Genomic DNA, 25,206 nt, shown 5'->3' on the forward strand with positions numbered 1-25,206 from the left:
CTCTTAATGAAAATATTCAAAAAATGTTTAATTTGCGTGAGTTAAGTGAGCAGGCTATTTTAAATTTACCTGAAATTATTAACCAAACGGCACATCAAGTTGAAGAATATACCAATCAGCGTATTCGAGAGATTGATCATTATGATTTCTCTGAAATTTTTGAGCGCTATTTAAAGAACTGATGACTTTAAATGACGTTGAATAGTAAGCGTCGCTAAGGGTAATATCAGTCAGTTAATAATTTTTAAATCCTCCCCCTTGCGGAGCATACTCTTCACTTTTGGAAAAGGAGGGGAGTGGCACTGCTGCGCAAGGAATCTAAAATTATTTTAGATTCTCAATAGTTCCCCCTGTTTTTCTTGCGCCTTATATGGCTCAGGGCTAGGGGAGATTATTAAATGAGTAATCAAATCATTAAATTACTCTTAACTGATCAGCATTAGTCCATAAATGCATTTTTTATTGCAAAAATTAGTTTTTTATCGTGAGTGTTCGAGTCGTCATTTCAGTTAGAATGAAAGTAGATTGGGGATAAATATGCAGAAATTTCATTCTAAAATTGATTGGTGGGTGTTGGGCTTTTTGATTGCGATGACAGGCTTGCTTGTGCAATTATTACTGACGATGTATGCAAAAGGGACAATGGTTGAATATCCTGAGCATACGACAGTATATCTGCTCACCATTGCAGTGATGTGGTGGCCTGTTTTAAATACACGTTATTCTATTCAAAATGATATCTTGACGATTCGCTGTATGTTTTTCAAGTGGGTGATTCCATTGAGTACGATTCAGCAAATCTCGAAAACCAATAATTCAATTTCTTCTCCAGCTTTATCATTAGATCGTTTACAAATTCGTTATTTAAAAGATGGTAAAGCCAAACAAATTTTAGTTTCTCCACGCAATCCACAACTATTTTGTCAGGCAGTACAGCGTCAGAATGCTCAAATTTAATCAGCTGAAATGTATATGTTATGGCGAAATTTGCAGTATTCGATCTATTTGTCAGATGTGGGTTAATATTTTAAAGCTTGATTAGATATTTTGAATGAGAACTTGAAAAATAAGCTTAAAGCATTACATCATGTAGGCTAACGATAAATCATGAGTCAGTTGTGAACGAAAACGCACGAGAAAATATCGAAAAGATTTTAGCCAATATGACCACACTTCCTGGTGTCTATAAAATGCTGGGGAAAGAGGGTGAGTTACTTTATGTCGGCAAAGCCAAAAATCTTAAAAATCGTGTCTCGAGCTATTTTGTCAAAACCATTGAGCATCCCAAAACTCAGGCTTTGGTTGCACGTATTTATAATATAGAAAGTTTGGTTGTCCGTTCAGAAACGGAAGCATTGTTACTTGAGCAGAACCTGATTAAGTTACATCGCCCGCCATATAATATTATGTTGCGGGACGATAAATCTTATGTCTATATCTTTGTTTCTGCGGATAAACCTTACCCACGGATTGCTTCGGGGCGTGGTAAGGGGAAACATCAAGTGGGTAAATTCTTTGGCCCGTACCCAAGTGCATATAATGCACGAGATACCTTACTGGTTTTACAAAAATTATTTAATGTACGCCAATGTGAAAATAGTTATTTCTCACAACGTAAACGTCCATGTTTGCAATACCAAATTAAACGCTGTACGGCACCCTGTGTCGGTTTGATTAGCCCAGAAGCCTATAATGAAGATGTGCAGAATTCGATCCGCTTTTTAAATGGTGATACCAAAGAGTTGAATCAGGAATTGATTCAAAAAATGGAACAGGCTGCGGAAAATTTAGAATTTGAAAAAGCAGTGTTTTATCGTGATCGAATGGCACTTTTACGTGATGTCCAAGCCCAGCAAGCGATTTATAAAGTGAAAGGTGAAGCCGATATTCTGGCCATTGCATATCAAGCAGGCGTGACTTGCGTACAGATTATGCACGTCCGAAATGGCAAAATGCTCGGTGGGAAGAGTTATTTTCCTGACATGTTAGGTGATGATTTAGGACAAATGCTGTCAGATTTTATGGCGAATTTCTATTTCCAAGTGGCGGATGAAGTGCCAACAGAATTGATTGTCAATGTAGAAATTCCTGATCGACAACAATTAGAAGAAGCGCTACATCAGCAATTTGAGAAGAAAATCCAAGTCAAACACAGTGTGCGGGAAACCCGTGCAGAATGGCTTGAATTGGCAGAGATGAATGTACAACATGCCATCAAAGGAAAGCTCGCCAATCATTTAGAGTTAAATGAACGTTTTCATCAACTTGAACAAGTCACGGGTCGTCCAATTGACCGTATCGAATGTTTTGATATTTCGCATACCATGGGCGAGGCAACCATTGCATCATGTGTGGTTTTTGATGCGGGGGGAGCACGTAAGCGAGACTATCGTCAATTTGCAATTGATGGAATCACGCCGGGGGATGATTATGCGGCGATGCGCCAAGCGCTGACTCGCCGTTATAAAAAAGCCATGCTCCCCGATTTGCTACTGATTGATGGTGGTAAAGGTCAATTACATATGGCAATGGAAGTAATGCAGGAGTTAGGTTTAGAAGCGTTCATGGTGGGTGTTTCTAAAGGTGAAGGGCGTAAACCCGGACTTGAAACTTTACATTTTACTGATGGAACAAAAATTCAGTTAGCTGAGGATCACAAGGCTTTACACTTGATCCAGCAGGTACGTGATGAAGCGCATCGGTTTGCGATTACCAAACATCGCGCTAAACGTGATAAACGTCGTGGTGGATCAGTATTAGAAGCCATTCCTGGGTTAGGACCGAAACGTCGTCGTGATTTACTTACACATTTTGGTGGCATTCAAGGTGTATTAAAAGCTTCTGAAAATGATTTAAAGTTTGTTCCAGGATTGGGTGATGTAATGGCAAGAATGATTTATAAAGTATTGCATGAGTAAGATAAATTCTTTTTTTGAAATATATATTTAATGAGTGATGATCTTGTTGTATGTCTAAAAATTTCTAAATTGAAATATTCACAATTCAATTTTTCTGAAAGGGAATTTGAAAGATGAAATACCATGCACATGTATTTTTTGAACTTGATCAGACAGCTCAAGTTCAGGAACTACACTTGAGACTTCAGGAAGTCTTATCTGGTTCAGTTACAGTCAGCAGATTGTTATATAAAGCTGTAGGGCCTTTACCCAAGCCTATGTTTCAAATGGAGTTTTCGCAGGATGAATTCGCGCAAGTAAAGTACGTTTTAACTCAAATTTTTCATGGATTTTCGATTTTAATTCATCCTTTGCTTGAGAATGAATACCTTGCACATACACAATATGCAACGTGGATAGGTACACCATTAAATTTGAATCTTGAATGTTTATAATATCTTAGCTCAGGTCATTAGCTGAAGTGCTCATTGACGCTTGAGTCACAGACCATTTTCATCACATTAAAAATATGAAACAGTAGCTCGAAGGATCGCAATTCAGAGCAAAAGTATGTCTTTAGAACCATTGTTTCAACAAATTGAACTGAGTGAATGGGTTGATATACCACAAGGATGGCTACAAGGCAGAACAATCTTTGGTGGTTTAGTTGCAGGTATGCTGATACAAAAGGCGATTGTTACAATTGCAGATCCAGAGAAGAAGCTACTCAGCTGTAGTGTTACGCTCGCTGGGCCAGTTGAACAAAACAAAGCTCGCTTAACGGCTGAGATCCTTAGACAAGGCAAGTCAGTTACAACGATAGAAGTACGTCTTTGGCAAAATGATGCGGTACAAAGTATTTTAATTGCCAGTTTTGGTAAGCAGCGTGAATCAAATATTCAGGTGGCATTAGAACCACAAGCACCTGATTTTCCATCCATTGAGCAAGCCAATATTGTTCCTAAATATTTGCCATTTCCTGAGTGCGTCAAAAACTTTCAATTGGCATGGACAGAAGGTCATTATCCAATGTCAGCGAGTAAACAACCTGATTTTGCAGGTTGGTGTCGTTTTGACCCAGCGGAACATGCCCATCGGAAAATGAATACAGCGGATTTATTAACTTTAATGGATGTTTGGCCACCGGGTGTGCTATCTATGTTTCGTAAACCTGCACCGGCCAGTACATTGACATGGCATATGACTTTTATTCATTCCATAGAGTGTGATTTAAATGATTGGTTTAAGTATAAGGTGGTAACTGATCATGCTGCACATGGTTATGCAACTGAGCATGCTTATTTGTGGGATGCGCAAAATCGACTGATCGCAATTGCAAGACAGACTGTTACTGTGTTTGCCTAGTCGACAGTTTCTTGTGAATCGTATAAAGTATTGACGAAATAGAGGATTACTCTACATTATATTTTGCCTGAATTCAGGTAGAAGGGGACTCACTGGCGGTGTCTATGACTACAGGTCGTATCCTGAATATTCCAAATATCTTGACGCTGGCTCGTATTGCGTTAATTCCAGTTTTTTTAGTGATTGCGTATTGGCCACCTGCGATTGGTGTAGGTGGGCATGAGGGCAGTATGACACGTCATATTGTTTTGACAGCAATTTTTGTTATTGCAGCAATCACAGATTGGTTTGATGGCTATCTTGCACGAACATTAAATCAAAGCTCTGCGTTTGGGCGTTTTTTAGACCCTGTTGCAGATAAACTTATGGTTGCGGCTGCCTTAATTGTTTTGGTTCAATGGCAACCGAGTATCGCAATGGCCTTTGCTGCAATTGTGATTATTTCACGTGAAATCACTGTTTCTGCTTTACGTGAATGGATGGCAGAATTAGGTGCGCGTACCAATGTTGCTGTATCTACAGTTGGAAAATACAAAACAGCATTTCAAATGATTGCAATTACGGTATTTTTATTGAATTGGCAACCACTTGAATTACTGGCTTATGCTTTGTTGTATACCGCTGTTATTTTAACATTGTGGTCGATGTTTATTTACTTAAAAGCAGCATGGCCTTATTTAAAACAGCCTTGATACTGATTATTTTCTAATAAAGCCTTTCCTTAGAGAAAGGCTTTATTGGTTTTGGAGTGTTTGAAACTTAAACAATGTATTCGAGCATAGAATGCATGTTGAATGAATAGATTATGCTATATTGCGCTTGAATGAAGACCATAAAAATGAATTGAAACGGGAAAATTTAGAAAAAGTACCCGTTGTTCGTGAAGAGAAGGATTATACATGCCGCCATTACTTTATTTATCCAATGAAAACTTATGTTTATTAGAAGGAAATAAAAATATTACTGTTCCATGCCAATCTGTGGAGCAATATAAAAAGAACTTGGTGGAAATCCAACAACGTAAAGAATGGAAAACGAAAGGTACGGGTGCTCAATTTATGGGGGCCTATACACAACAGGATGAAGCAGATTTACGTTATATTTTTCCAACTGATGCCGTGATAACTTCAGATCAAAAAATGATTTATAGTGCCTGCTTACAAGAAGGTACCGCAATTCATATTAAGTCGTTAACAGACTTGCAAGAAGCTGAAGGTTTAGTGCTGCGTAAAAATGATTTTGTGGTTCAAGATATTGCCTATGATGAGTCTAAACGCCGTTTAGCACTTTCAGTCAATACCCAAGGTTTGGAACGCCATATTTGTATTTTACCTTTGGATGCCAATCGAACTCAGTATTTGACGGAAGGTGATTGTCAGGACTCCAATCCGATGTTTGATCCTCGAGATTCGATGCAATTGTATTATGATTCTTGCGGTTTGGCCTATGCTGAGCATGGTATCGCTTATGGTCCTCGGGAAATTTGTCATTTAGATATGGGGACAGGGGATTTAACCACTGTGGTCGCAGATCCTAAATTTGATTTCTTTAAACCCAAAATGGATCACCTTGGAAACTTATATTTCCTCAAGCGTCCATATTCTAGAGAGGGGCAGCGGAATTCACCGCTCACTTCTTTGAAAGATATTATTTTTGCACCTTTTAAAATTATTCGAGCAATGGTGGGCTGGTTAGATTTCTTTACACAACGTTATACAGGTGAGTCATTAAAAACCACTTCTGGGAATAATCCTGCCAAGGCACAACAAAAGTCTGAAGAAGAATTATTCGTTGAAGGAAATCTGATTAAGGCTCAACAGAATTTAGAGCGTAATAAAAGTGCAGGTGAAAAATATCCGGGCATGATTCCAAACTCTTGGGAGTTGGTCAAAATGACCCCTTCAGGTGATATGAGCACTTTAAAAAAGGGAGTGATGAGTTTTGCTTTAAAGGATGGCTCTATTTTCTATTCTAATGGTAAATACTTAGTCGAAATCACAGCAGATCAGAATGAAAAGCTATTGGTTGAGACTAAGTTAATTTCCAAGATTATTTGTTGAGTAGTTTCTTATAAATCCTCTATAAAGCTAGGGTATCGTTATTGTTTATAAATTTATTCTTGTGCTTTTAGTTAAAATTTAACAAAGAAAATTACTTGTTTCTCATAAAAAATTCATCCATTGTTTTGGTCAATCTCTGTTTGATTTTTGTGCGATGAATCTCGAATTATTTGAACCTGAAGCCATAGACAACTTACTGCCTTGTGATGGGCAAGTAACCGACTATGGCTTAATTTTAGATGCGGCGCAAAGTGACCAATACTTAAAATATTTTTTACAACATTTGGCGTGGCAACAAGATGAAGTTTTCTTGCATGGTCAATACTACAAAACTGAACGTAAGGTGGTTTGGTATGGTGATGAAAATTATCAGTATCATTATTCAGGTATGGCCAAACAAGCGCATGTTTGGCAGCCAGCGCTATTTCGACTCAAACAACATATCGAACATTTAACAGGACACCACTATAATTCATGCCTTGCCAATTTATATGAAAATGGTACGCAAGCTGTTGGATGGCATAGTGATGATGAACCTTCATTGATTTCTCCCAATCAAGACGTTGTGATTGCTTCATTGAGTTTAGGGGCAACACGTAAATTTAGTTTTAAACATAAATGGAAAGCTGAAAAAGTTGATTTACTGTTACAAAGTGGACAACTGATTGTTATGCAAGGGCAGACCCAACGTTATTGGAAACATCGCCTTGCAAAGTCCTTACGTGTATTTGAACCACGTGTGAACTTGACTTTTCGTTATTTTCATTCGGATTAGTTTGTTAATGTTAGTCAATCACTCGGATACTTGATCTGCGATTCATGCTAATCACAGAATCTAAAAGGCGTAAAAAATGCCAGCCAGCAATAAAGCTGATTGGCATTACTCTGAGTCGCGATTATTTCCGAGGAAATAACCGCTATACCATGTGCTACTGAAGAACATAATCATCATATGAGAATTATGTGTAATGCACAAGAATATTCATTGTAAAATTTTGTTTAAATTATCATCAAGATCAAAAGATCTTGGCATTTGTGTTGATTTCAGAAAGTTGATGATTTTCAGAAAGTGCTTGATAACGTTTTTCAATTTGCGCTGCTGAATCTTCTAACGTTTCAATCAGTTTCTGCAAATTAACATATTCAAAGCGATTTTTAGAGGCAAGCACTGTGAGTGCCAAAGGTGCTTCTTTACTCGAAAATTTTACAGGAATGGATAAACCAGAAACATTAGGGTCAAGTTCACCTTGAGAGAAATAATACCCTTGTTTTTTGATTTTCTTCATTTTATTGACAAAAGTTTCTTCATCTTCAGCAAAACCTACTTCTGCCAATTGCGTTTGAAAACGTGTGTAATAATGATGAATGTTTTGTTTGGACAAATGTGCCATGATTGCTTTAGGTGATGAACCCATATAAACAGGGCGTGGACAACCGCGACCATAACTGAGCAATGTTTCATCACGATATACTTCATGATGAATATCAATACAATAATCATCATTTAGATGTGTCAATAAACAACAAAGTTCAGTCCGCTCAGAAATTTCTTGCATGAATGGTTTACTGATCTGTACCAAGGGATCTGTGGTTCTAGAAATATAATCCATCACCGCAATTTTGGGGCCTAATGTGTAATCGCCTGAAGTACCGCTTAGGCGTTGTAAAATATCAGCTGAGACCAATTCTTTTAAATAGCGATAACTGGTGGGTTTAGATAACCCTAACTCTTCACAAATCACATCAACATTGATGACAGGGCGAGATACTGAAAATAAATCTAGTACAGTGAGAATTTTGCCAAAACTAGAAAGAGCCATGAATGACCTACTCAATAAGTGAGAATCAAAAAATAAAAGCTAATGTTACGTTATAACAAATTGTTCAGGAAAAATCAGCGTAATTTGTATTCTAATTACAGATAGTTTGAAAATGAGTAACTTAACTCAGTATTAGAGAAAGTTATATAAATTAAGTTATATTGTCTATTAAAAAATTAACAAATTATCAAAATAAGATATTTTATTTGACTAATTATATTTTTATTGTCAAAATTAGTCTAAAGAATATTCAAATGTGAAGTTTTGGTGTATTAATAATCTTAAATTTCACGATAAATTGAATTTCTTCTCTTCTCAAAGTTGTACTCAGAAATCAGTTTTATCGTTTTCTAAAATTCTTACTTGATCGTTTTTCAAGATTGACCTCACTGTTTAAATGTTAAATGGTGCGGTTTTTTGGTCGTGTGGAAAACATCAGGATTGTTTTAAGCCGAACAAGTACATCAGTGGAAGAACTACATATCATTTAGCTTATAGCGAGCCGCATTCATGTTATTAATCAAACCACTATTGGCTTTTAGACCCAATAAATTGGATTGGATTTTTGCGACTAAAACATTTATCGCAGGCATGCTAGCGCTTTATATTGCATTTGCACTTGATCTGAGTAATCCCATTTGGGCAATAGGTACAGTTTTTGTTATTGCCAATCCTTACTCAGGTATGACGGCTTCTAAGAGTATTTATCGTTTATTGGGAACATTATTTGGTGCGATTTTTGCGGTCGCCATCATGCCTTTTTTAATCAATACCCCATTATTATTTACTTTTGTATTGGCCTCATGGGTTGGTGTATGTCTTTATCTTTCCTTAATTGATCGCTCACCACGAAGTTATGTGGTGATGTTGGCTGGTTATACCGCTGTGATTATTTGTTTTAACTCTATTTACTATATCGATAAAATTTCAATTTTTGATATGGCATTGGGGCGTTTTATTGAAATCTCTTTAGGTGTTGTTTGTAGTGCTGTTGTAACAGCCACCATTTTCCCGATGCATTTAGGTCCTGTTGTACAAGTACGAGTAACGAAAACTTTACAAGACACCAAACAGGCTTTTGATTCAATTTTATCGAATCATCAACATTTAGATAATTACACGCAACTATTAGCAGGGATCACCCGAGATACTTCTGATATTCATACCATGGCTGTGCATTTGAGTTATGAGAAATCCAAATTTAAAGGCATGACCAAACCATTGCAAGAGTTGTTACACCAAGTCACGATGTTGGTCGCTAATTTGGTTGCGATGTCTGAAAGAATTAAACAGTTGGATCAAATTGATCTGCGTTATAAACCATATCTTCAAGCATTACATGATGATGTAGATGTATTTTTAGATGATAAAAATGCCATTGAGGAAAATCAGCTTAGACAGTTACCCGCAACATTTGAGCAGAAGTTTCAGATCATTGCGCAACATGCGACGCCTGAACAGCAGGTTATTTTAGGTAGTCTGAAAATGGATATTCGCCATTTCATTCAAAATTTCCGTGCGGAAAAGCTGATTTGGCAACGTATACAGGTCGGGGATAATACACTTCCTAAAATGATTGCACCTTTGACCACAGCTTATCCGAGTTTACATCGAGATTATGGTGTTGCTGTGCGAGGCGGTTTGTCAGCATTTTTAACCATTATCATTGCATGTGTGATTTGGATCTATAGTGGTTGGAAAACAGGGTTCATGTTGGCCGAAATGGCGGCAATTACTGCGTGTGTTTTAACCTTTTTAGATGATCCTGTACCTGCTCTTAAAGTATTTATTCGAGCCAGTGTCTACGGTGCAATTTTGGTCTTTATTTATGCCTTTGGTATTTTCCCACATGTGACTACGTTTTGGGAATTGATGGTGGTTTTAGCGCCTTTCATCATATTCTGCATCATGTTGTATTCGCATCCTCCACTCAATGGATTAGGGCTGCCTTTAATTATGAATACGGTGATGGGCTTAGGACTACAAAACCGTTATGCCATGGATCAAATTGCTTATTTTGATTTTTCTATCAGTACGATTTTTGGCCCAATTATTTCGATATTTGTGGTGCATGTGGTGCGTTCTATGTCACCTGACATTACTGTGCAACGGATCTTAGCAAGACATTATAAAGCCATGCGAGAAGCGATTGAAATACCTTATGGTCTTGGTTTTAGAATCCATTTACGCAGTATGTTAGACCGTATTGGCGTACTGAATACTAAGCCTGTACAGTCTGAACAGTTAAAAATAGAAATTAACAATGCTTTGATTGAATCCAGCGCAGTGGTTGATTTAACTCGATTACAAGAGCTTGTAAAAAAGTTATCTCCAGAAGCACCAGTGAGACATTCAATAGTTGAATTACAACAATTATTGGATCAATGGTTAGCACAGCGTGAAGTCAATCAATTTGGTCAAAAGGTACCTGCAGCATTGCTTACAATGTTTGATCAAGTGCTTAGCGATGTTCAAACGGTTGGGGATGGGGATATCCGTCTGCGTGTAGAAATTTCAGTGAATAATATTCGAAACAGTATTTGTCACCAACATGTTGGAGCTAATACAGATTCAGTGACATTCGTCGGAGCATAAAATGGGTGAATTTAATATTTATGGTGTTTATGTTCCTGCATTTTTAATTCAAGCAATTTTGGCCTATATCCTGTTCAAAGTTGTGGTCATTGGTTTGGACTATTTGGTTGAAAAGAATTGGATCATTTTTCCTGCAATTTTTAATTTGTGTGTGTATTTGATTTTATTGTGCGGTATGCACTGGTTATTTATTGGCTTAGGACTGTAAGTTTAATTTTAAAATTTGATGAAAGAATAGGTAAATCATGAAAACGTTTGATGTGCGGAAAATAATACGACCATTTAGTTTTGTTGTGGTGTTATTGATTGCTATATTTTGTATCGTCCATGTCTGGGACTATTATAACGCTGAGCCTTGGACTCGAGATGGTCGTATCCGTGGTGATGTGATTCAAGTGTCTTCCGATATTTCAGGATTGGTAACTGAAGTTTTGGTTCAGGACAACCAAACTGTGAAAAAAGGTCAGATTCTTTTTAAAATTGATTTAGCACGTCAGGCTTTAGATGTTGAGCAAGCTAAGTCTGATTTAGCCAAAGCGAAATCAGGTCTTGCAGAAGCAGAAGCAGGTTTGGCACAGGCCAAAGCCAATGTGATTAAGTCACAAGCCAATATAAATTTGGCGGATAAAAATGCAAAACGCTATTCAGATTTGATGGATGGTGCGATTTCAAAACAAGAGCAAGATCAAGTGTTTGCTCAGCGCGATCAATCGCATGCAGAGCATCAACAACTTGAAGCGGCAATACAGCAGTCTGAAGCCAATATTAAACAGCAGAAAGCCTTAATCGAAGCGGCAAACAGTAATTTGCATTTAGCACAGTTAAATTTGAATCGTGCCGAAGTGGTTGCACCCGCCGATGGTACATTGTCAAATTTTGATATGCGCGTAGGTAATTATGTCAAAGTTGGGCAAGCTGTTGCAGCTTTATTGGATCGTAAACAACTTTATGTGGTTGGTTACTTTGAGGAAACTAAGCTGAATAAAATCCATTTAGGTGATCCAGCCACCGTTCAGTTAATGGGTGACTCTGTAAAATATCAAGGTCATGTTCAAGGGATTGCATCTGGGATTGAAGATCGTGAGCGGACCACATCATCAGGATTATTGGCAAATGTAAATCCAACCTTTAGTTGGGTACGTTTGGCGCAACGTGTACCTGTTAAAATCGTTTTAGATGACGCACCACATGATTCTTTGGCTTTTGTCGCAGGGCGGACAGCAACCGTTCATATTCTAGAGCGTAAAAACAATTAGAGTCTATAGATTCTGTTCAATTGTTGCTTCTCATCAAATTTTAACCCATCGAAAGATGGGTTTTTTTATGAAAATCATCATGATAAAGCTTAAAGCTTAAAGCTTAAAGCTTAAAGCTTAAAGCTTAAAGCTTAAAGCTTAAAGCTTTAAGCTTATTGCTTAAGGCGTAGTTCCTACAGGAGATCGATACCAACTTTCAATAAATAATGCTGCGGCAATACTATCTGCTGCTAGGTTTTTAGCACGCCCTTGCATTTGATAATGTTCCAATTCATCACGTGCTTCACGCGTAGTGAGGCGTTCATCGACCATGAGTGTTTCAATATTGGTTTGATGACGTAAACGACGTGCAAATTTTCGTGCTCGGGTTGATAATTCAGATTCTGAATCATCCATATTGAGTGGTAAACCCACTAAAAATAAACTGGGTTGATGTTGTTTAACAATTTTTAATAAATGATCCCAATTGGGGATTCCATCTTTCATTGGAAAAAGTGCCAATGGTGTTGCACTGTGTATGAGGGATGAGCCTACCGCCATCCCCATTTTTTGTGTTCCAAAATCAAAAGCCATAATCAGTTGTGGCGTTGTTAAATCAGGCATGTCCAATCTCAGAAGATAACCAGGTACGATCAATGCCTATTTTACGATATGCAGCATCCCAACGGTCGTTATAAGGTAAATTAAAGACCAAATCCATATCAGAATCACAAATCAACCAGTCACCTTTGGCAATTTCTTCTTCAAGTTGGTTCTTTGACCAACTTGCATAACCCAAAGCGATTTGATAACGATCTACGCCTTCATTATGTGCAATCGCATCTAAAATATCTTTACTGGTGGTAATACACAGGTTTTCACCCACAGCAATTGAAGAATGCCACGTCGGTTGTCCTGTGTATAATACAAAGCCAGCTTCAGGGCGTAACGGCCCCCCTTGTAAGACTTCATGTGGGCGGACATGATCTGCTGCTATTTCCAAATCATTGAGTAACTCTTTGACCTGAATTCCCGCAGGACGATTAATAATAATACCTTGAGCGCCGTCTTCATCATGCCGAGCAATATAAATCACGGTATTTGCAAAAAAATCATCTGCTAAATCAGGTGGGGCAATCAAGCAGCGATGTGAAAGATATTGTTTGGTCACCTATGAACTGCTCCTGCTGTTGATTGATGAAATCTTCTTTTCAGTCTTGACGTTATGTCGATTTGCCATATTCAAATTTCAACATACTAGACAAATCGATATTCACCAAATAATTTTTAAGGTGAATATCGTCAAATTTAAATTATTTACTGAAATTTTAATTGGCGAAGTTGTTTTGCATGTTGCAACGTGGTCTCACTAATTTCAACACCGCCGGTCATTCTGGCGAGTTCTTGAATGCGTGCATCTTCTTCTAATTCGATAATGGTACTACTGGCAGGATCGGTTTGTTGTTTCTTCACTAATAGATGTTGATCAGACTGTGCTGCAACTTGAGCTTGATGAGTAATACACAGAATCTGAACATGCTGTCCTAAACCTGCCAATAAACGACCCACGATTTCCGCTGTACCACCACTGATTCCGACATCGATTTCATCAAAGACTAAAACCTCGGCTTCGGTTTTCTCTGCATTCATGACCTGCATGACTAAGGCTATTCGAGATAATTCACCACCTGAAGCGACACGAGCTAAGGGTTGCGCTGGAATCCCTTTATTTGCTGTGAAGAGCAGTTGAATAAAGCTGAGTCCCTCACCAGAGACTTGTTCTAGAGGCTCAAATTTAAATTCAAAATGTGCTTCTGGAAGTGCAAGTTGTTTGACTTGCTCGGTGAGGTGTTTGGCTAATGGCAGTGCTGCTTCACGACGAATTTGATCGAGATATTGTGCTTTTTCTAAAAAGGTTTGGTGTGAAAGCTCAACTTGTTCGGCTAAAGTTTCAGGATCTTGCAATTGATGGAGTTGAGCCAATTCAGCTTGCCAAGTTTCAAACTGTTGTTTGAGTTCATCGGGTTGGATACGATATTTACGTGCTAAACGATGAAAAATTTCTAATTGAGTATTCAATTCATCCATACGTTCAGGGTCAAAACTTTGACGATCAATAAATTGACGTAAATTTGCGGCAGCATCTTCAATTTCACTTTGTGCATTAACCAGAGAATTGTATATTTCAGTCAGTTGTTCACTCCGTCCTGCATGCGATTCTAAGCGACGAATGATTGAAGATATTTCTTGGCTGATGTTTTGTTCTGACTCATCTAGGACATTTAGACTATATCCGCAGTCTTGCATAATATGTTCATGATGGCTTAGACGGTCAAATTCTTGTTCAATTTCTTTATAATCAATGCGAATCACATCTTCGAGTTCTTCAAGTTGTAACTCTAAAGTAGCAATACGTTGTAAACGATTGGCTTGGGCATCAATAGCGGCTTGATGCGTTCGAATATTTTTTTGCCAAGCATTAAAGCTTTCACGCACTTCTTGCGCAGGTTGATGGAAATTACTATAACGATCTAGCCAGTGCTTTGGGTAGGGTGGTTCGAGTAATTGTTGTTGGCTATGTTGGCTATAGAGTTGAACCAGTAAACGTCCAATTTCTTTTAATTCAGCCAGACTGCTTGGTCGGCCATTGATCCAAGCCTTACTACGACCTGTGGCAAAAATAACGCGTCGTAGATGGATCTCACCTGATTCATCATCCAACTCATGGGTTTTTAACCATTCTGCTTCAGGACTATTGGCCTGATAGCTGAAAACAGCAGTCACATCTGCCTTTTCTGCATTATAGCGAACATAATTGGTATCTGTCCGTTCGCCTAAGCATGCCGATAAAGCATCTAAGAGTAATGATTTACCAGCGCCTGTTTCCCCAGTAAGGACATTAAAACCCTGCTCTATATCGATAGCAAGATTATCAGCCAAGGCAAAATTCATTAAATTTAAGTGTGTCAGCATAAACGCATCCAAGCTGCGAACGATGAGGTTCTAAGATAGTGAAGTTTTGTTTTTGTCACAAGTCAGAAAATATTCTAATATAAAGCAATTCTAAGTATTCTAAATAATTTTAATATGAAAATGAAACTCCCTTTACCCAAGGCGCCGATTAAACAGCGCATCAATAAAACGAATATAACCCAGTTAAAACAAAAGCTGGATCAATTGTCAGCAGAGTTTAAACGTTCAACGGCACAAGGAAACTATTTAGAAGCCTATAAAGCTGTTTCTGAGGTGGCAAAACTGATGCCACATCATGTGGTTATTATGATGGATTTAGCTTTTACTGAATTACGTTTAAAGCGTTATGAAGATGCATATATACATTATCAACAAGCCATAAAACTGAGTCCAAATACCATAGACACCAATATTTATGATGGCTTAGCTGAGGTCTGTTATTTTTTAAACAAACTACAAGAGTTAACTCAATATGGCCGATTGGCTATAGACAGTAAGAAAAAACAAGTCAAAGATCAAGCGGCTATAGCACTGTTTGCTGAGTCACCACTGCCATTTAATCCTGAAAATCCATCTGAAAATATTATTGCCTTTTCCTTATTTGGTTCAAATCCGCGTTATTGTGAAACCTCTGTAATCAATGTGGGCTTAGCTAAAGAAATTTACCCTGATTGGATTTGTCGTTTTTATATAGACCATAGTGTTCCTCAGGATGTTGTACAGCGCTTGCTTGCAAAAGGCGCACAAGTCATTGTGGTCAATGAGCAACAACGTCAAATTTCAGGGCTATTTTGGCGTTTCTTGGTGATGGATGATCCAACTGTAAAACGATTTTTAATTCGTGATGCAGATTCATTGGTATCTTATCGTGAGCAAGCGGCTGTCAATGAATGGCTAAAGAGTGATCGGTGGTTCCATATTATGCATGACTATTATTCGCATACAGAACTGATTCTAGCGGGTATGTGGGGTGGTTGTCAGGGTGTTGTGAGTGATTTGGAAACAAAAATTCTAGAATTCTTGGATACTGGAAATTATTTAAATAATCGTGTTGCAGACCAACATTTTCTGCGGTTTTGTATTTGGCCAATCGTAAAGCAGAGTGTACTGAATCACGATCGTTATCATTTTGATGAAAACAGTGTGGATTTTCCAAAGGCTCATCAGTATAACGACTATGAAACTCAAGCGCAGTTTCATGTTGGAATGAATGAGGGTTCATCTAAAATAGTTATCCATGATCTTCAGGATAAGCAGATTTACTGGGCGATTTATAATCAAGAAAAACAGCAGATTTGTCGTTATTTGGCACAAGCATCCGCTGGTAAATTAGAGTTAGATATGCCAAGATTTTATGCCAAACAGATTGAAAAACAGAATTGGAAAGTAGAAGTACATCCAGTTGAAAACATAGATTGATTAGTTTGAATCGCAACATTAAACTAGCTTGATCATAATTTATATAAATGCGCATTATCTGGAGAATACGCATGTCAACTCAGTACGATCATGTATCAGTGGTAAAAAAATCAAATGTATATTTTGGTGGCTTGTGCATTAGTCATACAGTGCAATTTGAAGATGGAACTAAAAAGACTTTAGGGGTTATTCTTCCAACTGAAGAAGCTTTGACGTTTGAAACGCATGTGCCTGAACGTATGGAAATTATTTCAGGTGAATGTCGTGTGAAAATTGCTGACAGTGAAGAAAGTGAGTTGTTCCGTGCGGGCCAATCATTTTATGTGCCAGGCAATAGTCGTTTTAAAATCGAAACAGATGATGTATTGGATTATGTCTGTCATTTGGAAGGTTAATGGTTTGATTTAAAATATGGTTATCTTTATTGCGAAACAACAGACTTTGAAATTAACGTGTTTTGAAATTCATGTGTTTAGTAATAAGACAAACAAATTTTAGTGCAAATCGGTTAAACTAAAGCATCAAATAGAATCCTGTAAAGTTGGCTTTGCAGGATTTTTCATTTCTACCCTTGTATTACGAATAGAGGTCGTTCATGGCGAAGCCCGAATATTATTATGGCGTTCATTCTGTGGAGTCATTATTGGAGTTGGAACCAGAACGAGTTTTAACTTTATTTACCTTAAAAGGTCGTGATGATCAACGCTTACAGCGTATTCTACAGTTAGCTGAGCCTTTCGGTATTAGCATACAAAAAGCCAGTCGTGACAGTTTGGAAAAATTGGCAGGTCAACCTTTTCATCAGGGTGTCGTTGCTGCTGTGAGAGCTCTTCCGACATTAAATGAAAAAGATTTAGATCAAATTTTAGAGTCAACAGAGCATCCTTTATTGTTGGCTTTGGATCATATTACCGATCCACATAATTTAGGTGCATGTATTCGTACTGCGGCAGCAATGGGTATTGAAGCGGTGATTGTGCCACGTGACCGTTCTGCAACACTAACACCTACAGCCCGTAAAGTTGCTGCAGGTGGTGCTGAAAAAGTTAAATTTATTCAAGTGACAAATTTAGCGAGAACTTTAGGTCATATTAAAGAAAATTATAATGTACGTGTGGTTGGAACGATGTTGGATGAAAAGGCATTACCTATTCAACAGTTTGATTTTACAGGAACCCCGATCTGTGTGGTCATGGGCGCAGAAGATACAGGGCTTCGACCAATTACCCAATCGCAGTGTGATCAAACGGTATTTATTCCAATGTCAGGTAATTTGCAAAGCTTAAACGTCAGTGTTGCAACAGGTATGGCGTTGTATGAGGCCTGCCGCCAGCGCCAATCAAATTAATTTTATGATCCGTATTTTATTGTCGATAAATGGGTAATTGATTTCCCATTTATACTCTTTTTTGATTTGAGAATGATCATGATGAACACCCGCACCCAAGGCTATATATATGTCGTGATCACGATGTGTATTTGGGGTGGGTTTACCATTACATCACGTCTGAATGTACTTTGGCATATCAGTGCTTGGGATATAGCAGCGCTACGTTTTACATTGGCATTCTGTATCCTCATGCCGATTTTAATTTACAAAAAAGATACTGCTTTTCTATTTAAAAAACAGCCGTTCATTTTAGCCATGATCGGTGGGGTTATTTATTGTTTAACCTGTTATAGCGCCTTTCTTTATGTTCCAGCAGCACATGCAGCAATTTTTTTAAATGGCTGCATTCCTTTATGTACAGCTCTTGCAGGCTTTCTTTTATTCAAACAGCCCTTTGATCAACATACATGGCTCAGCTTAGTGATTATGTTGGTTGCAATTTCAGGGATGAGTTTTTTGATGTATCAAGAAACTGGGGTTGCATTTGGTTTTGGTGATTTACTGTTTTTTATCAGTGCGATTTGGTGGGGGATCTTTACTGTTTTACTTCGTCAATGGAAGTTATCAGCTTGGCACTCTATGGCAGGTGTGGCAATTTGGTCAGCAGTTGTTTATGTACCTTTTTATTTGGTGTTTTTACCTAAACAGCTTGATCAAGTTACGATGCCACATTTGATTATGCAAACATTATTTCATGGCATTTTTGTGGTCATTATTGCAACCTTGGCTTATGTTGAAGCAATTAAGCGTTTAGGTGCATTTAAAACGGGAAGTATTGTTACATTAGCGCCTTTTATCGCCGCAATTATTGCTGTCCCTTTACTCAATGAACCATTAAGTGGTGCGATTCTTTGTGGTTTGATTGGTATGGGAATTGGGGCATTGCAACCTTGGCGATGGTTTATGCATCAAGACAGTTTACAACAAGGCTTAGATCAACAAAAACAGCGACAATAAAATAAGCTTAACCAAGAAATTATTGCTTTGAACGTATGAGATATTGTTGGTGTAGTGCTTCTAATTTGGCATATAAATGCTCAATATGACCATCATTGAGCACGATATCATTGGCTATTTTTTGCTTTTCTGCACGAGGCATTTGAGCGGCAATGATTTTTTCAATTTGATCAATCGTTTGGCCATCACGTTGCGATGCACGTAAGATTTGTAACTCTTCACTGGCATCAATCAATAAAGTGTGGTCAGTTAATTGATGCTGATTGGTTTCAAATAACAGGGGAGAAACCAAAATCACATAGGAGCTCGTTGCATCTGCTAATTGTTGAATAATAGCGCTACGAATAGCAGGGTGGGTGATTTGTTCGAGCTGGTGGCGAGCATCAGGTACTTTAAAAATATGATCACGTAATGCACGACGATTGAGTTGACCATTTTCAAGTAAAACCCAATCGCCAAAAGTATCTTTAATTTGTGTTAAAGCAGGTTGGCCTTTTTCGACAATTTCTCGTGCAACGATATCCGCATCGATCACTTGAATGCCTTGTGTTTCAAACCATTGGCTTGCAGCAGACTTTCCGCTCCCAATTCCACCTGTTAAACCCAAGATAAATGTCATACGAGATCCTTTAAAACACGATTTGGTGAGTATTTAGACTGTTAAACTATCGACCTAAGAATCTAAGCTATTGACCTAAATACACTTTCATGATTTGCTCACCCCATAAAAATGCAATCCAACCTGCAATTGCAATATAAGGCCCAAATGCAAAGGGTTGATTCTCTTTACGTGTTTTGAGCAAAATAATCCCAATAATAGAGCCTACCAATGATGACAGTAAAATAATTAACGGCAACATTAATGGCCCCATCCACGCACCTAACGCAGCGAGGAGTTTAAAGTCACCATAGCCCATCCCTTCTTTACCTGTGACTATTTTAAATAAATAGTAAACCACCCATAAGCACAAGAAACCGATGATATAGCCCCAAATCGCGGAGGCAGGGGAGGTATAGATTTGAAAAGCATTCACAGCTAAACCGATTCCCGCCAAAGTTAATGTGAAACGGTCGGGTAATAATTGTGTATCAAAATCGATAAAAGTTAAGGTAATAAGGACCCATGTCAGCAAGACACCAAAAACCATTTGTAAGGTTGGTCCATACACAGCTACAACGGTTAAAGAACAAACCGCAGTTAGTATTTCAATGAATGGATAGCGGAAACTAATCGGGTTTTGACAAGAACCACATTTTCCTCTTAAAACCAACCAACTGATAACAGGGATATTTTGATACCAGCGAATTGGGGTTTTACATTTAGGGCAGGTTGAAGCAGGTTGGCTTAAGCTGAGCTTTGATTCATCAATAATCGCTTGTTCAGGATGCAGTAACATTTGGCATTCTTGTTGCCATTCTTGTTCCATCATTTTTGGTGTTCTAAAAATAACAACATTTAAAAAACTACCAATACACAGGCTTAAAATCCCAACAGTTAGATAGAGTGCTGTTGGGGATTGGATAAGGAAGGTGATTAGCTCTTGCATTAGATAACTGAACCCATTTGGAAAATTGGAAGATACATCGCAATCACAAGACCGCCGACTAGCACACCCAATATCGCCATAATCAAGGGCTCCATCATAGAGGTTAAACCATCAACAGCATTATCTACCTCGTTTTCAAAATGCGTTGCTACTTTATCGAGCATGGCATCCAACGCACCTGACTCTTCGCCAATCGCAACCATCTGTATCGCCATTGACGGGAATCGATTGGTGACGCGCATGGCGAAATTTAATTGTTGACCTGTTGCAACATCGTCACGAATTTTCATCACGGCTTGTTCATAAACCACGTTGTTGGTTGCGCCAGCTGTCGATTCTAATGCTTCAATCAAGGGCACACCCGCCGCAAAGGTGGTTGCGAGTGTACGACTATAGCGAGCAATAATCGCTTTATAGACCAAATCCCCGAAAATAGGCAGTTTTAATGCAGTTCTGTCAAGAAAATCTCGAAACTTTTTACTGCGTTTTTGAGCTTCTAAAAATGCTGTGATTAAAATAGCGATTACTAAAATTAAGATAAACCAATAGCTTTGCATCCAATTTGACATATTCACTACCATTTGGGTAAATATAGGGAGTTCGGCACCAAAAGAACTAAATAAATCTTGGAATACAGGCACAACTTTGACCATCAGAATAATGGTCACAATGATTGCAACCACAATAACTGCAATTGGATATTTCATGGCTTTTTTAATTTTTTGTTTTAGTAATTCGCTTTTTTCTTTATAGATTGCAACACGATCCAACATGGTTTCTAAAGCGCCCGATTGTTCACCTGATTCAACCAAAGAACAAAACAAATTATCGAAATAACGTGGATATTTTCTTAACGCACCAGCAAAAGTATTTCCGCCTTCAACTTCACCTTTAATCCCGAGTACCACTTCTCGCATAGAAGGGTTCTCTAAACCTTCCGCAACAATTTCAAAGCTTTGTACCAAAGGTACGCCAGCTTTCATCATGGTGGCTAGCTGACGCGTAAAGATGGTGATATCAAGTGTTGAAATGCCTTTTTTCATTAAACCTTCGAAAATATTTTTCTTTTTTTCTCGAATGGTTTTAATGGTAATTCCTTGCTTTCTCAAAGTCACTTTTGCAAGTGCCATATTTCGAGCAGGAAGTTCACCTTTGATTTTGACCCCTTTACGATCTACCCCGTCATAAGCAAATGTAGGCATCATTTGAGCTTTTTTCGCTGCCATAAGATTTTCCTTGAATATTGATTATATTTATTCACTTGTCACGCGGTTAATTTCTTGTAAAGAAGTTAGTCCATTCATGACCTTTACTAAGCCTGAGCGTCTGAGATTATCAAACCCCAATTTTTCAGAAGCAGCCGCTATTTGTAAGGCATTGCCATCTTCCATAATAATCTTTGAAATCTCAGGTGTTACTTTCATTACCTCATAAATCCCTACGCGACCTTTATAGCCTTCACGACATTCTGAGCAACCAACAGGTTGAAAAATTTGTAAATCAGGATTGCTTAAATCTTGTTCAGTAAAGCCTAGTTCTAACAGACTTTGTTTTGGTATTTCAACGGGTGCTTTACAATGGTTACATAAACGTCTTGCAAGTCGTTGCGCAATGACTAGGTTTACAGATGTCGCAATATTGAATGAAGGTACGCCCATATTACGTAAACGGGTGAGGGTTTCTGGTGCACTGTTGGTATGTAATGTTGACATGACCATATGACCCGTTTGTGCTGCCTTAATTGCAATTTCAGCCGTTTCTAAATCTCGAATTTCCCCGACCATAATAATGTCTGGATCTTGACGTAGAAAAGATTTCAATGCAGCAGAAAAGGTTAGACCAACCTTTTGATTGACGTTGACCTGATTAATGCCTTCTAAGTTAATTTCGACAGGATCTTCGGCTGTTGAAATATTGGATGTTTCTGTATTGAGGATATTTAAACCAGTATACAAAGAAACTGTTTTACCAGAACCTGTAGGGCCTGTAATCAATAACATTCCTTGCGGTTTTTCCAAGGCTTCCATAAATAAGGCTTTCTGAGCTTCTTCATATCCTAAAGCATCGATACCTAACATGGCACTTGATGGATCTAGAATACGTAATACTAATTTTTCACCAAATAAGGTTGGTAATGAATTGACACGGAAGTCGATTGCCTTAGTTTTTGAGAGTTTTAGTTTGATACGACCATCTTGTGGAACACGTTTTTCAGAAATGTCCATTCTAGACATGACTTTTAAACGGGAAGCGAGACGATTTGCAAGCTGTAAGGGTGGGTTAGTAATTGTTCTAAGTACACCATCTACACGGTAGCGCACACGATATGATTTTTCATAGGGTTCGAAATGTAAATCTGATGCACCCATACGAATTGCATCGATCAATAATTTGTTGATGTATTTAACAATTGGTGCTTCATCTTCAGATGTTTCTTCGTCATCTTCTGAGGGTTCTTGATCACTGGTTGCAATGATGTCAACATCGAAATCTTCATCGCCAAAGTTAAAACTTTCTTCTACTGTAAAATGTTTATTTAAAACTTTTTCTAATTTATCGTATTCCACAATAATCGGTTCAATACTCAAACCACAGTTAAAGCGGATGGCGTCAAGTGCTTCTATATTGGTCGGGTCACTGGTTGCGACATACAGAATATTGCCACGTTGGACAAGTGGTACAAGATGATGTTTAGCAAATAAGCTGCTATCTGCAACCTCTTTGGGAAACATATCTGGATTAAAACTGTCCAGATCAAGAATAGGCTCTCCAAACTCAGAGGAGATCATTTCTGCAATGAGTAAGGGTTTAAGGTTTGATTTTTCAATCAGGTACTCAACAGTACTCATTTTAATTTTTTGAGCACTTTCCAGTGCATCTTTCATTTGCTGTGCAGATAAGAAGCCTTCATCCACTATGCGGCGAATATATCCTGAAAACCTAAGTGAACCATTCTGTATAGACATCCCCAAAACACCTTAAATTTCATTTTATAATTTGAATACGAAAATTATACGATTATCAGTAAAAATATCTAGAATTAAACGCATTATTCTACAAAGATATTTGTATGATAACTTGAGCCAATTAGAATTTTAATCATTATCCATGAAATGATTTATATTTCCTATAATTTTCTACACGATGACTTTAAATGAGATGCTTAAATTGATAAAGAAAAAATGCTTTAAAATTGAAAATTCCGTGTAGAATGTGCACATTTTCGATAAAAGGTTAGATGTATGTCGGGTTCGAACATTATTCCTTGGGTTGTCGGCAATTGGAAAATGAACCCAATGCAGGCTGATGCACAGCAACTTATACAAGATTTAAAACAGCTTTTACAAGATGCACCTATTACAGAACAACAATGTCATATTGGTGTTGCACCGATTTCTATTGCTTTATTGTCAGTAAAGCAATCCCTTCAAAATGTATCGCCTGCTGTAAAAGTCGTTGCGCAAGATGTGTCGCAAATGGCTGGAACAGGTGCATATACGGGTGAGGTGAGTGCAGAGCTACTCAAAGACAGCCAAATTGACTATGTATTGGTTGGTCATTCAGAGCGCCGTGAAATCTTTGGTGATGATGTTACAAAAATTAAAGCAAAAATTAGCAATGCTTTGAATGCACATCTTCATATCATCTATTGTGTTGGTGAAAGCTTGGAGCAACGCGAAGCAGGGCAAGCTGAACAGATCGTATTGCAACAAATTTGTGACTTAGCTGCGGTTGTAAAACCTGAACAATGGCACAATATTGTGATCGCTTATGAGCCAATATGGGCAATAGGAACAGGTAAAACCGCTTCTCCACAAGATGCCCAAGCAATGCATGCTAAAATTCGAGAAGGTTTAACTCAAATTACAACAGAAGGTCAACGTACAGCTATTTTATATGGTGGTAGTGTTAAACCTGAAAATGCAGTAGAGTTAGCCGCTTGTCCAGATATCAACGGTGCACTTGTTGGTGGTGCATCACTTAATGCTGAGTCATTTTATAAAATTGCTCAAGCATTTGCTAAAACAGAATAATAGGAGTTCAGCATGCATAGTTTTGTGCTGGTTGTACACATCATCTTGGCTGTACTCATGATTGTACTTATTCTTGTACAGCATGGTAAAGGTGCTGATGCAGGCGCATCTTTTGGTGGCGGTGGTGCTGCTACCGTGTTTGGTGCATCAGGATCAGCAAGTTTCTTGACGCGATTAACTGCAATTTTAACAGCCTTGTTTTTTGTAACGAGTTTAACTTTAGCAGTGTTTGCAAAACAGCAAACTTCGGATGCTTATGGCTTAAAAACTGTACAGACAACAACTCAACCAGCGGCACCAGTTCAGTCAAATGCGAACGAAACTTCGCCAAATGCACCAAAATAAATAGCTTTTTGAAATTAAACCTTTCAATTTTGCTCACAAACTACTAGAATGCGTCACAGCTGCGGTGGTGGTGGAATTGGTAGACACGCTACCTTGAGGTGGTAGTGCTTTCGGGCGTGGGGGTTCAAGTCCCCCCTTCCGCACCAACAATGAACCAGATTGTTGGTATATAGCTAAAAAACATTGATGCGGGATGGAGCAGTCTGGTAGCTCGTCGGGCTCATAACCCGAAGGTCGTTGGTTCAAATCCAGCTCCCGCTACCAATTTAATTAAGATGCAACTTAATTAAAAACATTTAAATTGAAAAATTTATTTTGTGTGTGAATTTGCAGTATCCGGTGCGGGATGGAGCAGTCTGGTAGCTCGTCGGGCTCATAACCCGAAGGTCGTTGGTTCAAATCCAGCTCCCGCTACCAATTTAATTAAGATGCAACTTAATTAAAGCATTTAAATTTTATTTATGTGTATACAAAATGCAGTATCGGTGCGGGATGGAGCAGTCTGGTAGCTCGTCGGGCTCATAACCCGAAGGTCGTTGGTTCAAATCCAGCTCCCGCTACCAAGTTTT

24 protein-coding genes, 4 tRNA genes and 1 pseudogene are annotated in these 25,206 nt (G+C 38.2%); 21 read left to right on the forward strand and 8 right to left on the reverse strand.

All coding sequences use genetic code 11. The features are described from left to right. From D7V20_RS08750 to D7V20_RS08785, 8 genes and pseudogenes are all read left to right on the forward strand, one after another. Nucleotides 1-182 (forward strand): annotated as a pseudogene (locus tag D7V20_RS08750) (PH domain-containing protein); the annotation flags it as partial. A gap of 355 nt (nucleotides 183-537) precedes the next feature. After that, entirely contained in the window at nucleotides 538-957 is a 420-nt protein-coding gene (locus D7V20_RS08755; RefSeq protein ID WP_120383922.1) for a PH domain-containing protein, read from the forward strand. A 161-nt stretch (nucleotides 958-1,118) separates the two neighbouring features. Continuing rightward, nucleotides 1,119-2,918, forward strand: a complete 1,800-nt coding sequence (gene uvrC / locus D7V20_RS08760; protein WP_120383923.1) for an excinuclease ABC subunit UvrC — start codon at nucleotides 1,119-1,121, stop codon at nucleotides 2,916-2,918. A gap of 113 nt (nucleotides 2,919-3,031) precedes the next feature. Further along, nucleotides 3,032-3,352: a DOPA 4,5-dioxygenase family protein gene (locus tag D7V20_RS08765; RefSeq protein WP_120383924.1), complete on the forward strand. Its 321-nt coding sequence runs from the start codon at nucleotides 3,032-3,034 to the stop codon at nucleotides 3,350-3,352. A gap of 115 nt (nucleotides 3,353-3,467) precedes the next feature. After that, nucleotides 3,468-4,262 (forward strand): thioesterase family protein, encoded by a 795-nt coding sequence (locus D7V20_RS08770; RefSeq protein ID WP_120383925.1) that lies wholly within the window; start codon nucleotides 3,468-3,470, stop codon nucleotides 4,260-4,262. 104 nt (nucleotides 4,263-4,366) lie between these two features. Then, the gene (pgsA, locus tag D7V20_RS08775; RefSeq protein WP_120383926.1) at nucleotides 4,367-4,954 is read left to right on the forward strand and encodes a CDP-diacylglycerol--glycerol-3-phosphate 3-phosphatidyltransferase; all 588 of its coding nucleotides are present in this window, start codon (nucleotides 4,367-4,369) and stop codon (nucleotides 4,952-4,954) included. A 207-nt stretch (nucleotides 4,955-5,161) separates the two neighbouring features. Continuing rightward, on the forward strand, nucleotides 5,162-6,322 hold the full coding sequence (locus tag D7V20_RS08780) for a hypothetical protein (RefSeq protein WP_120383927.1): 1,161 nt from the start codon (nucleotides 5,162-5,164) through the stop codon (nucleotides 6,320-6,322). A gap of 154 nt (nucleotides 6,323-6,476) precedes the next feature. Then, nucleotides 6,477-7,097 carry an alpha-ketoglutarate-dependent dioxygenase AlkB family protein gene (locus D7V20_RS08785; RefSeq protein WP_120383928.1) on the forward strand — a complete coding sequence of 207 codons (621 nt, stop codon included), beginning with the start codon at nucleotides 6,477-6,479 and terminating at the stop codon, nucleotides 7,095-7,097. Between the two features lie 241 nt (nucleotides 7,098-7,338). Here the strand turns inward: D7V20_RS08785 and D7V20_RS08790 are convergent, their stop codons facing one another. Continuing rightward, nucleotides 7,339-8,142 carry an IclR family transcriptional regulator gene (locus tag D7V20_RS08790; RefSeq protein ID WP_120383929.1) on the reverse strand — a complete coding sequence of 268 codons (804 nt, stop codon included), beginning with the start codon at nucleotides 8,140-8,142 and terminating at the stop codon, nucleotides 7,339-7,341. A gap of 510 nt (nucleotides 8,143-8,652) precedes the next feature. Here D7V20_RS08790 and D7V20_RS08795 point away from each other — a divergent pair. Genes D7V20_RS08795 through D7V20_RS08805 form a run of 3 tightly spaced genes read left to right on the forward strand, consistent with a single transcriptional unit; the run spans nucleotide 8,653 to nucleotide 11,993 of the window. Continuing rightward, a complete protein-coding gene (locus D7V20_RS08795; RefSeq protein WP_120383930.1) occupies nucleotides 8,653-10,737 on the forward strand; it encodes an FUSC family protein in 2,085 nt (694 codons plus the stop codon). Nucleotide 10,738: 1 nt separating this feature from the next. Continuing rightward, a complete protein-coding gene (locus D7V20_RS08800) occupies nucleotides 10,739-10,945 on the forward strand; it encodes a DUF1656 domain-containing protein (protein ID WP_120383931.1) in 207 nt (68 codons plus the stop codon). Nucleotides 10,946-10,982: 37 nt separating this feature from the next. Beyond that, entirely contained in the window at nucleotides 10,983-11,993 is a 1,011-nt protein-coding gene (locus tag D7V20_RS08805; protein WP_120383932.1) for an HlyD family secretion protein, read from the forward strand. Between the two features lie 159 nt (nucleotides 11,994-12,152). Here the strand turns inward: D7V20_RS08805 and ruvX are convergent, their stop codons facing one another. The 3 genes from ruvX to recN all read right to left on the reverse strand — a co-directional run bounded on the left by ruvX (nucleotide 12,153) and on the right by recN (nucleotide 14,945). Beyond that, on the reverse strand, nucleotides 12,153-12,596 hold the full coding sequence (ruvX, locus tag D7V20_RS08810; RefSeq protein ID WP_120383933.1) for a Holliday junction resolvase RuvX: 444 nt from the start codon (nucleotides 12,594-12,596) through the stop codon (nucleotides 12,153-12,155). Then, nucleotides 12,589-13,143: a YqgE/AlgH family protein gene (locus D7V20_RS08815; RefSeq protein WP_120383934.1), complete on the reverse strand. Its 555-nt coding sequence runs from the start codon at nucleotides 13,141-13,143 to the stop codon at nucleotides 12,589-12,591. The genes ruvX and D7V20_RS08815 overlap by 8 nt, the downstream gene beginning before the upstream one ends. Nucleotides 13,144-13,289: 146 nt before the next feature. Next, nucleotides 13,290-14,945, reverse strand: a complete 1,656-nt coding sequence (recN, locus tag D7V20_RS08820) for a DNA repair protein RecN (protein WP_120383935.1) — start codon at nucleotides 14,943-14,945, stop codon at nucleotides 13,290-13,292. A 114-nt stretch (nucleotides 14,946-15,059) separates the two neighbouring features. On the opposite strand from recN, the gene D7V20_RS08825 reads away from it, so the two are divergent. The 4 genes from D7V20_RS08825 to D7V20_RS08840 all read left to right on the forward strand — a co-directional run bounded on the left by D7V20_RS08825 (nucleotide 15,060) and on the right by D7V20_RS08840 (nucleotide 18,711). Beyond that, complete coding sequence (locus tag D7V20_RS08825; protein WP_120383936.1) at nucleotides 15,060-16,364, forward strand: tetratricopeptide repeat protein; 1,305 nt, start codon at nucleotides 15,060-15,062, stop codon at nucleotides 16,362-16,364. A gap of 71 nt (nucleotides 16,365-16,435) precedes the next feature. After that, nucleotides 16,436-16,759 (forward strand): pyrimidine/purine nucleoside phosphorylase, encoded by a 324-nt coding sequence (gene ppnP, locus D7V20_RS08830; RefSeq protein ID WP_010114126.1) that lies wholly within the window; start codon nucleotides 16,436-16,438, stop codon nucleotides 16,757-16,759. 200 nt (nucleotides 16,760-16,959) lie between these two features. Continuing rightward, on the forward strand, nucleotides 16,960-17,712 hold the full coding sequence (gene rlmB / locus D7V20_RS08835) for a 23S rRNA (guanosine(2251)-2'-O)-methyltransferase RlmB (protein WP_120383937.1): 753 nt from the start codon (nucleotides 16,960-16,962) through the stop codon (nucleotides 17,710-17,712). A 78-nt stretch (nucleotides 17,713-17,790) separates the two neighbouring features. Beyond that, complete coding sequence (locus D7V20_RS08840; protein WP_120383938.1) at nucleotides 17,791-18,711, forward strand: DMT family transporter; 921 nt, start codon at nucleotides 17,791-17,793, stop codon at nucleotides 18,709-18,711. A 19-nt stretch (nucleotides 18,712-18,730) separates the two neighbouring features. Here D7V20_RS08840 and coaE read toward each other — a convergent pair whose 3' ends face one another. From coaE to pilB, 4 genes are all read right to left on the reverse strand, one after another. Further along, nucleotides 18,731-19,330, reverse strand: a complete 600-nt coding sequence (gene coaE, locus D7V20_RS08845; protein ID WP_120383939.1) for a dephospho-CoA kinase — start codon at nucleotides 19,328-19,330, stop codon at nucleotides 18,731-18,733. 67 nt (nucleotides 19,331-19,397) lie between these two features. Beyond that, entirely contained in the window at nucleotides 19,398-20,258 is an 861-nt protein-coding gene (locus D7V20_RS08850; RefSeq protein WP_120383940.1) for a prepilin peptidase, read from the reverse strand. Further along, entirely contained in the window at nucleotides 20,258-21,484 is a 1,227-nt protein-coding gene (locus D7V20_RS08855; RefSeq protein WP_120383941.1) for a type II secretion system F family protein, read from the reverse strand. The genes D7V20_RS08850 and D7V20_RS08855 overlap by 1 nt, the downstream gene beginning before the upstream one ends. Nucleotides 21,485-21,511: 27 nt before the next feature. After that, on the reverse strand, nucleotides 21,512-23,224 hold the full coding sequence (pilB, locus tag D7V20_RS08860; protein ID WP_120383942.1) for a type IV-A pilus assembly ATPase PilB: 1,713 nt from the start codon (nucleotides 23,222-23,224) through the stop codon (nucleotides 21,512-21,514). 276 nt (nucleotides 23,225-23,500) lie between these two features. Between pilB and tpiA the strand changes: the two genes are divergently transcribed. The 6 genes from tpiA to D7V20_RS08890 all read left to right on the forward strand — a co-directional run bounded on the left by tpiA (nucleotide 23,501) and on the right by D7V20_RS08890 (nucleotide 25,200). Then, a complete protein-coding gene (tpiA, locus tag D7V20_RS08865) occupies nucleotides 23,501-24,292 on the forward strand; it encodes a triose-phosphate isomerase (protein ID WP_120383943.1) in 792 nt (263 codons plus the stop codon). Between the two features lie 12 nt (nucleotides 24,293-24,304). Beyond that, the gene (gene secG, locus D7V20_RS08870) at nucleotides 24,305-24,637 is read left to right on the forward strand and encodes a preprotein translocase subunit SecG (protein WP_120383944.1); all 333 of its coding nucleotides are present in this window, start codon (nucleotides 24,305-24,307) and stop codon (nucleotides 24,635-24,637) included. Between the two features lie 61 nt (nucleotides 24,638-24,698). Then, a tRNA-Leu gene (locus tag D7V20_RS08875) sits at nucleotides 24,699-24,783 on the forward strand. Between the two features lie 41 nt (nucleotides 24,784-24,824). Beyond that, a tRNA-Met gene (locus D7V20_RS08880) sits at nucleotides 24,825-24,901 on the forward strand. A gap of 76 nt (nucleotides 24,902-24,977) precedes the next feature. After that, nucleotides 24,978-25,054: transfer RNA gene (locus D7V20_RS08885), tRNA-Met, on the forward strand. Nucleotides 25,055-25,123: 69 nt separating this feature from the next. Next, a tRNA-Met gene (locus tag D7V20_RS08890) sits at nucleotides 25,124-25,200 on the forward strand. Nucleotides 25,201-25,206: the final 6 nt, after the last annotated feature.

Origin of the sequence: Acinetobacter rongchengensis, from assembly GCF_003611475.1 — a bacterium.
Classification (GTDB): domain Bacteria; phylum Pseudomonadota; class Gammaproteobacteria; order Pseudomonadales; family Moraxellaceae; genus Acinetobacter; species Acinetobacter rongchengensis.

What these genes read in the sequence shown, in the direction of transcription:
- D7V20_RS08755 (WP_120383922.1), top strand. Translation starts at nt 538, where the DNA reads ATGCAGAAATTTCATTCTAAAATTGATTGGTGGGTGTTGGGCTTTTTG.
- D7V20_RS08765 (WP_120383924.1), top strand. Translation starts at nt 3,032, where the DNA reads ATGAAATACCATGCACATGTATTTTTTGAACTTGATCAGACAGCTCAA.
- D7V20_RS08770 (WP_120383925.1), top strand. Translation starts at nt 3,468, where the DNA reads ATGTCTTTAGAACCATTGTTTCAACAAATTGAACTGAGTGAATGGGTT.
- pgsA (WP_120383926.1), top strand. Translation starts at nt 4,367, where the DNA reads ATGACTACAGGTCGTATCCTGAATATTCCAAATATCTTGACGCTGGCT.
- D7V20_RS08780 (WP_120383927.1), top strand. Translation starts at nt 5,162, where the DNA reads ATGCCGCCATTACTTTATTTATCCAATGAAAACTTATGTTTATTAGAA.
- D7V20_RS08785 (WP_120383928.1), top strand. Translation starts at nt 6,477, where the DNA reads ATGAATCTCGAATTATTTGAACCTGAAGCCATAGACAACTTACTGCCT.
- D7V20_RS08790 (WP_120383929.1), bottom strand. Translation starts at nt 8,142, where the DNA reads ATGGCTCTTTCTAGTTTTGGCAAAATTCTCACTGTACTAGATTTATTT.
- D7V20_RS08795 (WP_120383930.1), top strand. Translation starts at nt 8,653, where the DNA reads ATGTTATTAATCAAACCACTATTGGCTTTTAGACCCAATAAATTGGAT.
- D7V20_RS08800 (WP_120383931.1), top strand. Translation starts at nt 10,739, where the DNA reads ATGGGTGAATTTAATATTTATGGTGTTTATGTTCCTGCATTTTTAATT.
- D7V20_RS08805 (WP_120383932.1), top strand. Translation starts at nt 10,983, where the DNA reads ATGAAAACGTTTGATGTGCGGAAAATAATACGACCATTTAGTTTTGTT.
- ruvX (WP_120383933.1), bottom strand. Translation starts at nt 12,596, where the DNA reads ATGCCTGATTTAACAACGCCACAACTGATTATGGCTTTTGATTTTGGA.
- recN (WP_120383935.1), bottom strand. Translation starts at nt 14,945, where the DNA reads ATGCTGACACACTTAAATTTAATGAATTTTGCCTTGGCTGATAATCTT.
- D7V20_RS08825 (WP_120383936.1), top strand. Translation starts at nt 15,060, where the DNA reads ATGAAAATGAAACTCCCTTTACCCAAGGCGCCGATTAAACAGCGCATC.
- ppnP (WP_010114126.1), top strand. Translation starts at nt 16,436, where the DNA reads ATGTCAACTCAGTACGATCATGTATCAGTGGTAAAAAAATCAAATGTA.
- rlmB (WP_120383937.1), top strand. Translation starts at nt 16,960, where the DNA reads ATGGCGAAGCCCGAATATTATTATGGCGTTCATTCTGTGGAGTCATTA.
- D7V20_RS08840 (WP_120383938.1), top strand. Translation starts at nt 17,791, where the DNA reads ATGATGAACACCCGCACCCAAGGCTATATATATGTCGTGATCACGATG.
- coaE (WP_120383939.1), bottom strand. Translation starts at nt 19,330, where the DNA reads ATGACATTTATCTTGGGTTTAACAGGTGGAATTGGGAGCGGAAAGTCT.
- D7V20_RS08850 (WP_120383940.1), bottom strand. Translation starts at nt 20,258, where the DNA reads ATGCAAGAGCTAATCACCTTCCTTATCCAATCCCCAACAGCACTCTAT.
- D7V20_RS08855 (WP_120383941.1), bottom strand. Translation starts at nt 21,484, where the DNA reads ATGGCAGCGAAAAAAGCTCAAATGATGCCTACATTTGCTTATGACGGG.
- pilB (WP_120383942.1), bottom strand. Translation starts at nt 23,224, where the DNA reads ATGTCTATACAGAATGGTTCACTTAGGTTTTCAGGATATATTCGCCGC.
- tpiA (WP_120383943.1), top strand. Translation starts at nt 23,501, where the DNA reads ATGTCGGGTTCGAACATTATTCCTTGGGTTGTCGGCAATTGGAAAATG.
- secG (WP_120383944.1), top strand. Translation starts at nt 24,305, where the DNA reads ATGCATAGTTTTGTGCTGGTTGTACACATCATCTTGGCTGTACTCATG.